Here is a 15,650-nt window from a genome sequence, read left to right as displayed (position 1 = left end):
GCAAATATTTAAATAACCGTAATGTTCCATAGCCTTTATAATTAGCTTCAGTTTCTAGCACTAATAACTCTCTTTCAACTGCTTTAAAATTAAATAAACTTTTAAATCTACGATATTGATGATCTGTGTTAACTAATTCATCTAAACTGTTAACATATCTTAAGCCAATATTATGGCTAGATCCGCTTGGTCCGATATTTAAAAATATTCCAATAATATTACTTACTTTAGTATTAATGGCTATAGAACGAGATAAATAATGGATTATCTTTTTATAAAAACTATTCATATTATTAGCTCTACCATTTTATTTGGTACTGGAATCGGTACTGCTTTTTTTATGTGGTGGGCAAATAAAACCGGCGACTTGAATGCAAAGGCATACGCAGCTCACACTACAGTTATAGCTGATCTTCTTTTTACTACTCCAACTGTGATAATTCAACCAGTTAGCGGCATAATATTAGTAAATATGCTTGGCTATAATTATTCTGATTTATGGCTTACCTTAACTTATATCGGATACATAATCGCCGGTGGTTGTTGGCTTCCGGTGGTATGGATTCAAATCCAACTACGAAATATAGCACTTGAAGCATTAAAACAGCAAACTCTCCTACCGGAAAAATATTATAAATTATTTAAATTATGGTTCTACCTAGGCTGGCCAGCATTTATCAGTTTGATTATTATTTTTTTCTTAATGGTATTTAAACCCTTATAATACTAGTTTAGGATAAATATTCGGTGTCATCCCGCGACTTGACCTATAGTACCGGACATTTTTCGTTCCATGTCATTCCCGCGTGGCGTTGTTGCGTGGACCAGCTTCACCTCTGCCATCCCGTGGCTTGACCACGGTATCCAAAAAACAGCTTAAAGTACCAATAATTTTAGTATTTTTAACTGGATCCCGTGTTCAAGCCACGCGGGATGACACCGAATGCGTTTTTCGATACACGCAGGCAAGCCCGTAAGAATTACATAGAGAGAAAACAATATCTACGCCGGTATATCTTCAATAATCGGTTGTTTTTTGTTTGATTTTGTAGAAATGAGAGAGGTCATTATCGGTTCTACTAAACCGTTAACTACCTCTTTTGTAATAGTAACACGCTGTTTTTTTAGCTCAGCAACTTTATACATACTATCAAGCAAAAGATGTTCAAGTATTGAACGAAGTCCTCTTGCTCCCGTCTTTTTAGCTAGAGCTTTTTCGGCAATAGCTTCTAGGGCTCCAGTCTCAATTACAAGCTCAACATCATCAAGCTCGAATTGTTTCTGATATTGCTTTACTATGGCGTTTTTAGGCTTAGTTAGAATTGTAATTAAAGCTTCTTTGTCTAACTCGTCTAAAGTCGTAACGATAGGTAACCTACCGATAAACTCCGGAATTAAACCGAATTTAGTTAAATCTTCAATTTCTAGAGATTTAAGAATCTCACTATTATTTTTCTCTTTATCTATATTTACGTTAGCCGCAAAACCTATAGAACTATGATTAGTTCTTGCAGTTATAATGCTATCGATACCCATAAAAGCACCGCCGCAAATAAATAAGATATTTGAAGTATCTAACTGTACGAAATCTTGCTGCGGGTGTTTCCTACCGCCTTGAGGAGGCACGGAAGCAACTGTTCCTTCCATAATTTTAAGTAGTGCCTGTTGTACGCCTTCTCCCGATACATCTCTAGTAATGGAAGGGTTTTCCGATTTACGAGCAATTTTATCAACCTCATCAATATAAATTATACCTTTTTGTGCTTTTGCTATATTAAACTCAGCTGCTATCAATAAACGTAGTAATATATTCTCAACATCTTCACCGACATAACCGGCTTCCGTTAAGGAAGTAGCATCCGCCATAGTAAAAGGTACGTCTAGAATTTTAGCAAGCGTTTGAGCAAGTAAAGTTTTTCCTGAACCGGTAGGACCGATCAATAAAATATTCGACTTATTAAGCTCAACGTCATTATTGCCGGATTGTACATATTCAAGTCTCTTATAATGGTTATAAACCGCTACTGCTAAAATCTTTTTAGCTTGGTCTTGCCCAACTACGTAATTGTTTAGAATTGCACATATTTTTTGCGACGTTGGAATTGAAGAAGTAATTTGCTTTAACGCAACTTTACTTTCTTCTTTCATAATATCCGTACATAAATCTATACATTCATCACAAATAAATACCGCAGGGCCTGCTATTAGTTTTTTTACTTCATGTTGTTTTTTACTACAAAACGAACAAATCAATTCTTTTTTATCAGCTTCTACTACCATTAACTTTCTTTTTTATGTTTATACTCATTGTCATCCCGTGGCTTGACCACAGGATCTTGTGATACAGATTACGTCCTGAGATCCCGTGTTGGGTCCACGGGATGACAGTACAATTCATATAACCCTACCATACATATAATAATCTTTATGCTCATTTGCAACTATTTCGTATTTTTTAAGGATTCCCTCCCTAGCAAAACCACATCTCTCAAGAAGATTAATTGAACGAAAATTATCAGTAATTACTGTTGCCTGTACTCTTATAATACCAATATAATCAGCAAATTTTAATATATTTTTTATAGATTTTAACATCATACCTTGACCCCAAAAACTAGGATCTAGATCATAGCTTATTTCTGCTCTATGATGCTCTAGATTTATTATATTAAACCCTGCTGTACCTATCAATTTATTATCGTCTTTAAGGGCAATTCCCCAATAAAAGCTTCTATGATTTTTATATAAACTAGACCAATAACGTATTTCTTCTCTAGCTTCTTCTAAGTCTTTAGGGCTATTACTATCAGTTATATAAATAGCCATTTCCGACTTACTCATATAATTAAAATAATCTTGTGCATCATCTTCGACTAACGCACGTAAAACTATATCGTTTAAATTAAGTACAGGAAAAGGAGCATATAAATATTCTCTATTTATCATACATATTTAATTGGGTCTTGTATATTATTCTTTTTAAAAGCATCAAGCCTTATCATACAAGCAAGGCAATTACCGCAAGATGAATCATCTTCAGTAGGTTCATAACATGATATAGTATTTTTATAATCTACACCAAGTTCGAGACCGGTTCTAATTATTTGCTCTTTAGTCATATCAATTAAAGGCGTATGAATAGTAATTTTTTTACCCTGTATTCCCATATTGGTTGCTAAATTTGCCATTTTTTTAAAAGATTTAATATACTCAGGACGACAATCAGGATAATTTGCCGAATCGCTTGTATGCACACCTATAAAAATGTCTTTTGCTCCTATTACTTCTGCATACCCTAGTGCATAACTTAAAAATATCGTATTACGAGCAGGCACGTAAGTAACCGGCACATCTTCAGGTAGTTCGTTTACATCGTGATAATGCGGAACATCTATATTATTATCTGTTAAAGCAGAACCACCGAAAGCTCGTAAATCTATACCAACAATCTTATGCTGCTTGACGTTATATTCTTTTATAAGCTCCTTAACTTTCCGAAGCTCTGCATTATTACGTTGTCCGTAATTAAAACTCATAGCATGAATTTCATACCCCATTTCTCTTGCTATTGCAAGAACCGTAGTAGAGTCTGCCCCGCCGCTAACTAGAATAACTGCTTTTTTCATTGTTTACCGATAAAGTTAATTTTTGAGATACTAGAGCATTTAAACTAATTTTTGCTCTAAGTGCTTCAAGTACTAAAGCTCTATGCACACGTTTATCTACTCTAACATTAAACTGCCCGCTATACTCTTTCCTAGAGGGTGCTAAAGGAATAGATTGATTATGACTTATATAACTTTCTTTCATTAAAGTCCAAGCTTGTTGTAATTCTTGTAGTGCTTTTTCAGGCGAATTGCCAAAAGCTGATACGTTCGGTAGCTCTTCAAATCTTGCTAGCCAATCTCCATCCATATCTTTAAAAAGCTCTATAGTAAACCCGTCAAATGCGTCATTTGCATCATTTGTTTTCATCTTCATTTCCTTTTTCAAAGTTTAAAAATTGTCGAACTTGATATTCTTTTGCCATATTTCCAAAAGTTTGAATAGATAACCTATCTCCTTTGGGTGAGTACCAAATCTGATGGCTACCTTTTTGTCTATCTTTAATCCAACCACACTTAGTCATTAAAGTATGAAATTCAGAGAAACTTAATCCTTTAGGATTTTGTTTAGCTTTGTTTATAAGTTTTATATACTGATTCATATTGTAACTATATATAGTTATAATATATAAGTCAAATAATATATGTTAATACAATAAATATTCTTGACTAAATCCTTCTGATAATCTAAATTTACGTTGTTAATTTATGGCGGGTGTAGCTCAGTTGGTTAGAGCATCAGGTTGTGGTTCTGAGGGTCGCGGGTTCGAAACCCGTCACTCGCCCCATATTTTGGGATTGTTATGTGGTTACCAAACTTTTATATAGACTGATTAAGTATCTAAAGTTCTATAAAAAAGACTTGATCATCGTTATGATTTCTTTACTTAGCGTATCAGCTTCATTATTACTAATCGGTAGTGTTTTTAGAAATTTAGTTGATAACGGCTTAAGCCAAGACCATATTTTATCGGTTGATAAATCTATATTATATATTTGTTTATTAATTATCATCTTAAGTATTGCTAGTTTTTTCCGTTCATATTTTATCAATAATGTTGCTGAAAAGGCAGTTAATCAAATAAGAAAAGAAGCTTATAGTAATTTAATTAATTATGAAATTGAAGAGTTTGAAGAACTAAAAATCGGCGATATAATTTCACGCCTAACAAATGATATAGATCAAATATCTACTCTCACAGTTAATTTCTTATCTTTTTTTATTCGCAATTCAGTGATGCTAATTGGCAGCGTTACTTTAATGTTTTTTGAAAGCTTTAAACTCGCTTCTATAGTAATTATTACCATTCCTATTTTATTAATTCCTTTAATTAAATTTGGCAAACATGTTAAGGCTTTATCTAAAAAAGCTCTAGAATCTAAATCACTTTTAGCGTCGGATATTGATGAAACTTTTAATAATATTAGAGCTATCTATGCTTTTAACAATCAAACAAATAAAATTACCGATTTTGATACTAAACTACAAAACTATTTAACATACTGCAAAACCCGTTTAAAAATTCGTGCTTTATTCTTTGCGATTTCAATAGCAATTATATTTCTTGCAATTACTTTAGTTGTTTGGATTGGAGCTTTGGATATAGTTAAAGGGAATTTATCTGCCGGTCAAATTATCTCGTTTATTTATTATGCTATTATTGCCGGCTTTAGTAGCGGCGGTATTTTTGAACTATTAAGTGAAATACATCTACCACTCGCCGCACTAGAGCGAATAATTACAATTATAGATAAGACTCCTATAACACATAATAGTTATTTAGAATTAAATAATTCCGATTCAATCTCGATAGAATTTAAAAATGTCGATTTTACCTATCATTCAAGACCTAATTTAAGGATTATTAATAATATGTCTTTGAAGATAAATGCCGATAAATTTATCGGTATTGTAGGCAGATCAGGCGGAGGCAAAAGTACCTTGATGCAGTTACTGCTGCGTTTTTACCGGCAAGAAAGCGGCACTATCCTTATTAACAATCAAGATATAACTCTTTCAAATCCTGCTGAAATTCGTAAATTAATTGCCTATGTTCCCCAAGAAGCTAACATTTTTTCCGGCACTGTAAGGTCCAATATTATATTCGGTAATAATGAAGCAAGCGACGACGAAATAAATGAGATAATAAAAATTACGGGAATAGAAGAATTTGCTGCTAAACTTCATGACGGTATCAATGCTAAAATCGGTGAGAGAGGAGTTAGGTTATCAGGAGGACAAAAACAAAGGATAGCTATTGCTAGAGCATTATTACGTAAACCACAAATCTTACTTCTTGACGAAGCAATGAGTGCTTTAGATACGATGAGCGAGCAGAAATTACTAAAATCTATAAAAGAAATAATGAAAGAGAAAATTATTATATCAATTGCCCATCGAATTAGTAGTATAGAATCAGCTGATTATATTTTAGTGATAGATAAAGGAGGAGTAGTCGCTGAAGGATCACATAATGATTTATCTAAAAACTCAGAAATCTATCGTAATATTTGCAGAGAGCAGTTAACAGTATAAAAGGGTATGTCATTCCGTTAATCTCAGGAATTTAGTATTTTTCGCTGTCATACCGTGGCTTGACCACGGTATCCATAAAAAATTAATAATTTTAGTATTTTAAGCTGGATCCCGCGTTCAAGTCGCGGGATAACAGAGGTGAAATGGATCCATTCAACAATACCTCACGGGAATGACAATAAAGTAGATAATTGATATATTTGTTACAATAAAAGTTCTATAGTATAAAAAAATTTAAATGTTTAATATAATTTAGCTTGAAAGCTGCTGTGGCTTTGTTATAATCATAATTACAAAACAAAAAAGGTTTACAAAATGAAAAATTTATTAAAGATTTTATTAATTCTAGCTTTCGCAAGCCCAGTATTTGCTTCATCAATGCAAATGCCTGACCCAGCTTCAGTTACAACAACCCAAATACAAGCTATGAGTACTGACGATCAACAAGCTTGGGTTGCTAGTTTAACAGCAGATCAGTATAATATGCTAAGTCCTGATGTCCAAAAGTGGGTAATGGAAAATACTACTGATGCTCAAAAACAAGCTTTAGGAATTAATCAGTAATATTTTAATTGATTTTTAAAATTGATAGGGGACTGTTAACAAAATAATTCTAATTGATAATTAAAAAGAATTTTTAGCGAAAATTAATAAGATTTTTGAAGGAATAGTTAATACTATTTTAAAAAAGTTTTATAATTTACAGCAAAAGTAAACTTAATTAGCTCTAAAATTTATTTTGTTAATAGTCCCATATGTTAGGAATAATTATTCTTAACATATATCACTAAAAGTTTCTGCTTTCACTTCCTTTCAGTCTTCCTGTTATCGTGTCATGTATATACTCATTGATAAATAAAAATTGCTAGACGAGTATAAATATTCATTTATTCTTTCTTTAGTAAAATAATACACTAATTATTGTAAGCTATAAGAATATAGAAAGCTAATTTGTTGTGTGGCTTTGCTGTAATTCCTGCATCCTTATTTATGTCATGCCTGCAAAAATATTGTTGCGTGGATCGGTAAATACTCTTTATGTCATTCCCGCGAAAGCGGGAATCCAGTAAAACCGACAAAAAACTTGTTTTTTAGGTTTATTTTATCAATAATAAGACTATTTTTTTTTGGATTCCTGCTTTCGCAGGAATGACATCGATATCCACGCAACAATGCTACTCAGGAATGACATAAAACAAGTCATGCAATAACACAAGCCTATTACTGGGATGACATCGAGCAGGCTTTTGGATTCAACAATACTTTGCTAAAACAACCTAAAACTAACAATTACTTATGAAATTACTTATTACCGTAATCATCATGGAAATACTCGCTGGAGCGGAAATAGATTTATTCGTTCCAAGCTTCCCTGAAATACAAGATACATTCAACCTTTCAACTTTTATGACGGAACTACTACTCGGTGTAAATCTAACCGCTTATTGTATTACTTCGCTTATAGTCGGTAATTTAGGAGATAGGTACGGACGCAGACCGATTATTATACTCGGTTTACTGATTTTTAATCTTGGTAGTTTATTTTGTGTATTTGCAAATAATTATGAAGCTATATTATTTGGAAGATTTTTGCAAGGATGCGGGATATCATCGGTTGCAGTGCTAGTATATGTTGTTCTTGCCGATATTTATTCAGTACAAGAACAGCAAAAATTAATGGGAATTTTAAACGGTACTATTACACTTTCTATGGCTTTTGCACCGGTGCTAGGCAGTTACGTCAATTTATTTTGGGGATGGAGAGGTAATTTTGTTTTATTATTCACACTTGGCTTAATTAGCTTAATTCTTGGTATATTATTTATTCCAAAAAGAAAAGTTAATAAAAAAATACGTATTTCCTTAAAAGAATATATACCTATCTTCAAATCACCAAAAGCTATATATTATATACTTACAATGATATTTCTTGCACAAGGATATTGGATATTTATTGGGATTGCTCCTATTTTATATATGCGAGATTTAGGTGTAACTTTAGAATATTTCGGACTTTATCAAGGAGCAATGGCGGCTCTATTCTCAATTATGAGCTTTTCAAGCGGTTATTGCTTTAAAAAATTCGGTATTAGAAACTGCTTCTATTTTGGAGTTATATTTATAATACTATTCCTACTAGGAAATAGCATATTAGTTGTATATAATATTAATAATCCTTTAACTATAACAATAGTTACTTTATTATTATCGCTTGGCGTGATATATCCGATTAACATATTATGGCCGCTGATGCTAGAAGCTATTCCAGACGGTAAAGCTCGAATGACGGCTATTTTCACTGCGGCTAGATTGATTATAACGGCATTTGGGTTGCAATTAGTAGGATTTTTATATAACGGTACTTTTACCCCTCTTGGCATTACTATATCCATTGTTACGCTATTTGGGTTAATAACATTACCTAAATTATTTAAGTACGATAAAGTCTTTGAGATTTCTGATAGAGTGTAGGGGTATCCGTGTCATCTCACATGGGTATCAACTTAAGAATCGATGTCATTCCTAGCTAAAAGCAGGAATCCAATAATAAAAAGATGCATACAAGGTAAGTTTTTAAAATTAAAAGCTCGATTTATCTCGCTTTTTTCTGGATTCCCGCCTTCGTGGGAAGGCGTTGTTACGTGGATACTGAAAGTCGTCATTGCGAGGAGCGAAGCGACGCGGCAATCCAGAAAATAATAAAAAAAATTCTGTAAATAAGAATTTTTTACTGGATTGCTTCGTCAATTACTTCGTAATTTCCTCGCAATGACGGATAAACAGGTCCACGCAACAATGCCTCGCGGGAATGACATAAACAAACCATGCGGGCAGCCCACCTTTAACTAGGAATAACCTAGAAACAGATGTAAGAAAAAATAAAAAAATGATCAATAACAATTTTATTTTCAAGATAGCTTTCAGATATTTTAGAGCTAAGAAAAACGAAAAATTTGTTTCTATTATTTCTGCCTTTTCTTTAGTAGGCGTAATGATCGGCGTTGCAGCATTGATAGTAGTTATGTCTGTTATGAACGGTTTTCATATAGAGCTTACTAAAAATATTATCGGCTTAAATGGGGATATAGTAATAAATCGGCAAGGCGGTAGTATTGATAACTATGAAGAAATTAAAGCTAAACTCCTAAAACAAGATTATGTAAAGCACGTAACATTCATCGCTCACGGTCAAGCTTTGGCTCTTGGTAAAAGTAATAATAGCGGCGTGCTTGTTAAAGGTATGAAATTAAAGGATCTAAGTTTAAGAAATGAAATTTTTAAAAATGTAAATTTCGGTAGTTTTGATGATTTTCATGGCAAAAACGTAATAGCACTCGGAGAACAATTAGCAAGTAATTTAGGCGTAACAATTGGGGATAAGATTAGATTAATTTCCCCAAATTCAGTTTCTACCGCCTTTGGCAGTATGCCAAGATCAAAAGAATTTAAAATTATCGCAATTTTCAATAGCGGTATGTATGATTATGATTTGACAACGATATTAATGCCGCTTACCGCAGCACAAAATTTCTTATCTCTCGGCGACGATATTAATTTAATCGAAATTAATAGTCTAGACCCCGATAAAGCTCTTGCATATTCATATAAAATACAATTATTATTAGGTCCAAACCTATACGTATTTAATTGGCAAACCTTAAATTCACAGTTTTTAAGTGCCCTTGCTGTCGAGCGTACGGCTATGTTTACTATTCTATCTTTAATTATTACGGTTGCCGCCTTTAATATTATTTCAAGCTTATTTATGCTTGTTAAAGATAAAACTTCAGATATTGCAATTCTTAGAACTATGGGAGCAAGCACTAAGCAAATAATGCTTATTTTTATCTATAACGGAATGTTTATAGGATTACTTGGCACAACACTAGGTGTAATCCTTGGTGTTACTTTCTCTTATAATATTCAAACTATCAAGAATTATTTGGAGCGTATAACCGGTACTAAAATTTTTGAGGCAGCTATTTATTTTCTTTATAGTTTACCTTCAAAAGTAAGAGCTGAGGATATTATTTTAATTACCTCTTTATCTATAATATTGTGTTTTCTTGCGACAATTTATCCTTCTTATAGAGCCTCAAAATTAAATCCCGTGGATGCCCTAAGATATGAATAATACAGTCCTCATTCTAAAAAATATCTCGAAACATTACAGCCAAGGCAAAACTATTGTTAGAGTACTCGATGATCTTAATTTAACGGTTAATGAGGGTGAATTAATCGCTATAATAGGTTCTTCAGGTAGCGGCAAATCAACTTTACTGCATATTGCCGGCTTGCTTGATAAACCTACAAACGGTCAAGTCATCATACCAAATAGTAAGTATCAAAAATATTATCTCATTCGTCTTCATTATTTAGGTTTTATCTATCAACAACATCACTTACTTAAAGATTTTACCGCTCTTGAAAATGTTATTATGCCAAGGCTTATTAGCGGTCTTGATCAAAAAGAAGCAATAGAAGATGCAACAAAGATATTAGATGATTTAGGACTTGGGAAAAAACTCTATAATATGCCAGGAGAATTATCGGGAGGAGAACAACAACGGGTCGCTATAGCTCGAAGCTTAATTAATAAGCCAAAAATTATTTTAGCAGATGAACCGACAGGTAATTTAGATCCCAAAACTACAAATGAAGTATTTAATTTATTTTTAAAAGTAGCAAGAGAACAAAACACCGCAGTTATTATGGTAACACATAACCATGAGTTAGCACATAAAATGGATAAATTATATAAACTAAAGCACGGATTATTAAATATAGCTTGATTTAAAGCTCAAAAATTCTAATAATTAGATATAGATTCTGTGAAAATTTCTAAAAAGATTTAATTTTGGCTCTTTTTTGCTGCAAATTATAAGATTTTTTTGAAATATGAATAACATCCTATCAAAAATCTTATTAATTTTCGCTAAAAAATATCCCAAAATAGTAAATCAATTAGAAATTTTCACAGAACCTAATATTCTTTTAATAAAGGTTAGTAATGGCTGAGCCTATTATATTTACTCTTTTACTTGGCAATAAAGATCAGATATTAGAAAGAATAAACAATCAGGAAGCTCAAAATAAACTACCTATTATCCCGCTTCAAGTTAATAAAGAATCACATATATCCGACAAAGAACGTATTTTTTCGGAAATCTTAGAAAAATCCCGCAAAGAGGGCAAAACACCAATTTTTAACATTCAACTTAACAATAATAATGTAAAACCAATTTTTCGGGTACAAGATTTAATTAATTCGCAAAATTTAAATATAAAAACTACTATTACTTTTGATCAATATAATTTATTAACCCAAAATCCTGAGCTGGAAGCTTATTGGAAGCAAATTATGGAAAAAGTTGATCATGTTTTTTTTACAAATGAAGCAGATCAAAATTTAGCTATAGCCGATGGTATAGTACCAAAAGATAAAACCACTACAATTACGGATATAAGTTTAGTAACATCTGTTTTTAACAATCTTGTATATGATTGTGAAATTGACCAGTTGCTCTCCGGTACGATACCTGACAAAGCAAAATTAGATAAACTAATAAAAACAGCTAAAAATCAAGGTGGTAGAGTAATTATAGAAACTTGGCCTATCTCTACGGATGAAGCAACAAATCTTATAACTGCTAAATTCGGTATTACCTCTGAAGATCAAATTTACGGATTGAAACTCGAAATTAATGAAATCTTAAAAGATCCAAATAATGCTGCTGAAAACTTTAAAAAATATGTATCACAAATATCTAGGCAATTTCAAAAAGATTTAGGTAAAGCTGAGGTAAACCCTATTAACTTTAATTTTAATACAAAGAAAGTTATGAAAGATAGAGCTGAGGATATACAAAAAGAACAAACAACACCATATGAACCTCTACAAGAAAACCAACCACAACAGCAAGTTTTTTTTAGAAGAGTTTTTAACTATTTTAAAGATATAGTAACTAGTTTTAAAGAAACAATATTCGGCAAAAAAGAAGAACCTAAAACTCAAGAATCAATAACTCCAACTACGGAAGCAATGACGCAAGAACAGCAAGTAGTTGCTGTTCCTTCTATAACTCAACCGGAGCAACAATCTTCTGTGAGTAATACAAAACCATGGGAAGAACTAGGAATTACACAAAAAATGTATGAAGCATCTTTGCAAGCAGAAAAACAATTAATTAAATCTCTAATAGAGCCAAAAATACCTGAAAAAAAATCATCACCGGTTATAAATGCTGAAGATACTGAAGCTCAAGCCGGTATTTATAATACAGAAAATATAAAACAACCTGAGTATTTATACACTGAAGATGATATAAAAAATATACTGGAAGCAAATATAGATAAGAATAAATTCTCTATATTTCATCACGCCTCTTTAGAAGAGCCGGAAATACTAAAAGATACTCTTCATGCTACAGGAGAGGGTTTACTATTAGATAACAAATCTGCAATTATACCACTAAATACAGGACATAAACATTGGTTACTCTTAGCAGCTAGTAAAGATGATAAAGGTAATATAAACTTTATTTATAATGACTCCTATGGTGAGCCATTAGAAACTCGTCCAAAAGTAACAGAATATATTAACGAAGTTTATCCCGGTGCAAAAATAATAGATCTAAACACCAAACAACAAGAAAACGCTTATGATTGCGGAGTTTTCGTATGCGATAGTGCAATAAAATTTTCTAAAGGTCAAAAAATTCTAACTACTGAAGAATCTAAAGGACAAGGTATAAATTTAAGAAAGGCTCAAGCTAATACACTATTAATGCAACAGCAAGCACAAGAAATCGTGAGACCGTTAAAAACAAATTCTGTACAGCAATCAAGTAATAAATTTCAAGAATTAGTGAAGAATCAAAAAACAAATGATCACTCACTCTAGATGACTCTAATATACTCTTATAAGAATAAGTAGTATACTTGATACAACTTTAAAAAGAGCAAGGAGTTCAAAGTCCTCGGAGCGGAGCGTATACTTAATACGTGAGTACCACAGCTCTTGTAGAACGACGTAGCCAATTTTTGAAATTCTACCTGAGTATACAAAAAAACATTAGGCAAAATTTCTAATTCCTAATATAATTATTTATAGTTAATTTATATTTAACAAAAATGACTACCATACTTGTGATCGTTATTATAATAATGATCGCTTTATCTGCTTTATTTGCTGCTACCGAAACTGCTATTACCGCCTCCTCATCGGGGAAGATTCATAAGCTTAAAATCGCCGGTAATAAGCGTGCTAAAACAGTTTTAGAGGTTCTTAAGAAAAAAGAAAAGGTCATAGGAACCCTACTAATCGGTAATAGTTTAATCAATACTGTTTGTACTACTATTGCTACTACTCTCTTTATTAGCTTTCTTGGAGATAATGGACCTATTGTTGCTTCCGGCGTTATGGCTTTTATAATTATTGTTTTTGCCGAAGTAGTACCGAAAGCAATAGCCGTTGCTAAACCTGAACAATTAGCATTAAAAATGGCTTCAACTATCGTAATATTTTTAAAGCTTTTCAAACCTATTAATATTGCTCTTGATTACATTACAAAAATATTTTGCTTCATATTTCGTATTAATTTAAATCCTCAAATATCAGGAACGGAAGAAGTAAGAGGCGTGATTGAGCATTACCACCAAGAAGGCGGAGTTTATAAATCCGATCGTAATATGCTCGGCGGAATATTAGATATACGTAATATGACGGTATCGGAAATTATGACTCACAGAAGTAGTATTATAGCCCTTAATATCAACCTACCTCATGAAGTGATAATTAAAACTTTGTTATCGGGTGCTCATACACGTATACCTTTATGGCAAGATAATAGAGATAATATAATAGGAATTCTCAATCTAAAAGATTTGCTTAAAGCATTATACGAAAATAATAATGATGCAAAAAAAGTTAATATTAATAAACTTCTAACTCCACCTTGGTTTATCCCTGAGAATGCACTTGTAGTAGACCAGCTACATGCATTTAGAGAACGTAATAATCATTTTGCTTGTGTTGTAGATGAATATGGTGATTTACAGGGAATTATTACTCTTGAAGATGTTATAGAAGAAATCGTAGGACCTATTACCGATGAACATGATAGACTTAATAATGAAATTATCAAGAAGTCTAATACCGAGTTCATTATAAAAGGAACTACAACTATTAGAGATATTAACCGAGAACTTGATTGGAATTTATCGGATGAGGATGCAAATACTATAGCGGGGTTAATAATCCATAAAATTGTTAGAATTCCAAATCAAGGAGAGGTAATCGAAATATTTAACTTTAAAATAATAATTTTGAAGAAAATTGCCAATAAGATTGACAGTGTAAAAATTACCGTATTACCTACTACCGAGGAAACAATAAGCAGTGAGTGAAATCGGTAATTTTTTACTGCTAACAACGATGTACTTAAGCGGGATGTTGATTGTTTATGTACCTTTGTCATCCCGTGGCTTGACCACGGGATCCAACAAAATAATTAGTAAATGGATTCCGCGGTCAAGCCACGGAATGACAACCGTTTTTCTTTTCTACATAGCTGCCTCATGTGCTATACTTGCCTTTTTTACCCTAGTCTATGCTTTTATTATTTCTGACTTTTCACTACAAAATGTCTTTTTAAACTCTAGTACTTTAAAACCTTTAATATATAAAATAGCCGGTAGTTGGTCGAGCCATGAAGGCTCAATGTTATTATGGTTTTGTTTATTACAAATCGTTAGTTGCTGTTATATATTTTTACTTAAAGATAACCGGCTTAAATTTTTATCTATTATTATTCTATCAGCCATACAATTATTTTTTAGCAGTTTTATTTACTTTACCTCCAATCCTTTTAACGTGTTTTCTTTTGCTCCTAAAGAGGGGCTTGGACTAAACCCGATGCTACAAGATATTGCTTTGAGCATCCATCCTCCTCTGCTTTATTTAGGCTATGTCAGCTATGTAGTGCCTTTTACTATTGTTTGTGCCTCTATTGTGTCATCCCGTAGCTTGACCACAGGGTCCATAAAAACAATAAAAAATACTAATAATTTTAGTATTTTTAACTGGATCCCGTGGCAGGACCACGGGATGACACCTATTCATCTTCTCAAAACATTTTCCAATATCGGTATCTTATTTACTACTATCGGCATTAGCCTAGGTTCTTGGTGGGCATATAGAGAACTCGGCTGGGGTGGATTTTGGTTTTTCGACCCGGTAGAGAATATTTCGCTATTTCCTTGGTTATCCGGAATTATGCTACATCATTCTATAATAGTTACTACCAAAACAAACCGTATAGCCCCCTTGCATAACTGGACGATAATCTTATCAATTGTTACTTTTTTGCTCGTAATATTTAGTACTTTTTTAGTACGTTCCGGTTTTATTACCTCAATTCACTCTTTTGCCTTCTCTCCTGAGAGAGGGATATACTTACTTGGTATATTTTTGATTATGGGGATTGGAGGACTGTGTGTCATCCCGC

At 32.5% G+C, this 15,650-nt stretch carries 18 protein-coding genes, 1 tRNA gene and 1 pseudogene; 13 read left to right on the top strand and 7 right to left on the bottom strand.

Annotated features, from left to right (window positions below; translation table 11 throughout):
* The first annotated feature begins 125 nt into the window (after positions 1–125).
* From SB78_RS11845 to SB78_RS12055, 3 genes are all read left to right on the top strand, one after another.
* Complete coding sequence (locus SB78_RS11845) at positions 126–260, top strand: DoxX-like family protein (protein ID WP_338390889.1); 135 nt, start codon at positions 126–128, stop codon at positions 258–260.
* Positions 260–724, top strand: a complete 465-nt coding sequence (locus SB78_RS07130; protein ID WP_041079655.1) for a DUF2269 family protein — start codon at positions 260–262, stop codon at positions 722–724. Before SB78_RS11845 ends, SB78_RS07130 begins: the two co-directional genes overlap by 1 nt.
* A gap of 91 nt (positions 725–815) precedes the next feature.
* Positions 816–977, top strand: a complete 162-nt coding sequence (locus SB78_RS12055; RefSeq protein WP_410524527.1) for a hypothetical protein — start codon at positions 816–818, stop codon at positions 975–977.
* 25 nt (positions 978–1,002) lie between these two features.
* Here the strand turns inward: SB78_RS12055 and clpX are convergent, their stop codons facing one another.
* From clpX to SB78_RS07105, 6 genes are read right to left on the bottom strand one after another with little or no spacing between them, the layout of a single operon-like run.
* Positions 1,003–2,280, bottom strand: coding sequence for an ATP-dependent Clp protease ATP-binding subunit ClpX (gene clpX, locus SB78_RS07125; protein ID WP_041079653.1), 1,278 nt, complete (start codon positions 2,278–2,280; stop codon positions 1,003–1,005).
* Positions 2,264–2,398, bottom strand: coding sequence for a hypothetical protein (locus SB78_RS11615; protein ID WP_277813985.1), 135 nt, complete (start codon positions 2,396–2,398; stop codon positions 2,264–2,266). The genes clpX and SB78_RS11615 overlap by 17 nt, the downstream gene beginning before the upstream one ends.
* Complete coding sequence (locus SB78_RS07120) at positions 2,395–2,946, bottom strand: GNAT family N-acetyltransferase (protein ID WP_041079651.1); 552 nt, start codon at positions 2,944–2,946, stop codon at positions 2,395–2,397. Before SB78_RS07120 ends, SB78_RS11615 begins: the two co-directional genes overlap by 4 nt.
* A complete protein-coding gene (gene queC, locus SB78_RS07115; protein ID WP_041079649.1) occupies positions 2,943–3,626 on the bottom strand; it encodes a 7-cyano-7-deazaguanine synthase QueC in 684 nt (227 codons plus the stop codon). The genes SB78_RS07120 and queC overlap by 4 nt, the downstream gene beginning before the upstream one ends.
* A complete protein-coding gene (locus SB78_RS07110; RefSeq protein ID WP_041079647.1) occupies positions 3,601–3,975 on the bottom strand; it encodes a toxin-antitoxin system HicB family antitoxin in 375 nt (124 codons plus the stop codon). Before SB78_RS07110 ends, queC begins: the two co-directional genes overlap by 26 nt.
* On the bottom strand, positions 3,962–4,129 hold the full coding sequence (locus SB78_RS07105; RefSeq protein ID WP_066027634.1) for a type II toxin-antitoxin system HicA family toxin: 168 nt from the start codon (positions 4,127–4,129) through the stop codon (positions 3,962–3,964). Before SB78_RS07105 ends, SB78_RS07110 begins: the two co-directional genes overlap by 14 nt.
* 187 nt (positions 4,130–4,316) lie before the next feature.
* Between SB78_RS07105 and SB78_RS07100 the strand changes: the two genes are divergently transcribed.
* The 3 genes from SB78_RS07100 (at position 4,317) to SB78_RS07090 (ending at position 6,705) form a co-directional block, all read left to right on the top strand.
* Positions 4,317–4,393, top strand: a tRNA-His gene (locus SB78_RS07100).
* Between the two features lie 17 nt (positions 4,394–4,410).
* Positions 4,411–6,141: an ABC transporter ATP-binding protein gene (locus SB78_RS07095; RefSeq protein WP_096334752.1), complete on the top strand. Its 1,731-nt coding sequence runs from the start codon at positions 4,411–4,413 to the stop codon at positions 6,139–6,141.
* A 315-nt stretch (positions 6,142–6,456) separates the two neighbouring features.
* Positions 6,457–6,705, top strand: coding sequence for a DUF2673 domain-containing protein (locus SB78_RS07090; protein ID WP_011270565.1), 249 nt, complete (start codon positions 6,457–6,459; stop codon positions 6,703–6,705).
* 477 nt (positions 6,706–7,182) lie between these two features.
* Here SB78_RS07090 and SB78_RS11610 read toward each other — a convergent pair whose 3' ends face one another.
* Positions 7,183–7,311 carry a hypothetical protein gene (locus tag SB78_RS11610; protein WP_277813984.1) on the bottom strand — a complete coding sequence of 43 codons (129 nt, stop codon included), beginning with the start codon at positions 7,309–7,311 and terminating at the stop codon, positions 7,183–7,185.
* Between the two features lie 126 nt (positions 7,312–7,437).
* On the opposite strand from SB78_RS11610, the gene SB78_RS07085 reads away from it, so the two are divergent.
* The 7 genes and pseudogenes from SB78_RS07085 to ccsA all read left to right on the top strand — a co-directional run.
* Positions 7,438–8,613 carry a multidrug effflux MFS transporter gene (locus SB78_RS07085; RefSeq protein ID WP_041079641.1) on the top strand — a complete coding sequence of 392 codons (1,176 nt, stop codon included), beginning with the start codon at positions 7,438–7,440 and terminating at the stop codon, positions 8,611–8,613.
* A gap of 42 nt (positions 8,614–8,655) precedes the next feature.
* Positions 8,656–8,841, top strand: a complete 186-nt coding sequence (locus tag SB78_RS09500) for a hypothetical protein (RefSeq protein WP_146625064.1) — start codon at positions 8,656–8,658, stop codon at positions 8,839–8,841.
* A 187-nt stretch (positions 8,842–9,028) separates the two neighbouring features.
* The gene (locus SB78_RS07080; RefSeq protein WP_041079639.1) at positions 9,029–10,276 is read left to right on the top strand and encodes a lipoprotein-releasing ABC transporter permease subunit; all 1,248 of its coding nucleotides are present in this window, start codon (positions 9,029–9,031) and stop codon (positions 10,274–10,276) included.
* A complete protein-coding gene (locus SB78_RS07075) occupies positions 10,269–10,934 on the top strand; it encodes an ABC transporter ATP-binding protein (protein WP_041079637.1) in 666 nt (221 codons plus the stop codon). Before SB78_RS07080 ends, SB78_RS07075 begins: the two co-directional genes overlap by 8 nt.
* A 218-nt stretch (positions 10,935–11,152) precedes the next feature.
* Positions 11,153–13,045, top strand: coding sequence for a Ulp1 family isopeptidase (locus SB78_RS07070; RefSeq protein WP_041079635.1), 1,893 nt, complete (start codon positions 11,153–11,155; stop codon positions 13,043–13,045).
* 230 nt (positions 13,046–13,275) lie between these two features.
* On the top strand, positions 13,276–14,550 hold the full coding sequence (locus SB78_RS07065; RefSeq protein ID WP_041079633.1) for an HlyC/CorC family transporter: 1,275 nt from the start codon (positions 13,276–13,278) through the stop codon (positions 14,548–14,550).
* Positions 14,543–15,635, top strand: a pseudogene (ccsA, locus tag SB78_RS12050) (cytochrome c biogenesis protein CcsA); the annotation flags it as partial. The gene SB78_RS07065 and the pseudogene ccsA, both read left to right, overlap by 8 nt.
* Between the last annotated feature and the right edge of the window lie 15 nt (positions 15,636–15,650).

It is taken from the genome of Rickettsia asembonensis (assembly GCF_000828125.2).
GTDB classification, from domain to species: Bacteria; Pseudomonadota; Alphaproteobacteria; order Rickettsiales; family Rickettsiaceae; genus Rickettsia; species Rickettsia asembonensis.
The sequence above is the reverse complement of the archived record's forward strand: the minus strand, read 5'-3'. Positions and strand labels throughout refer to the sequence as shown.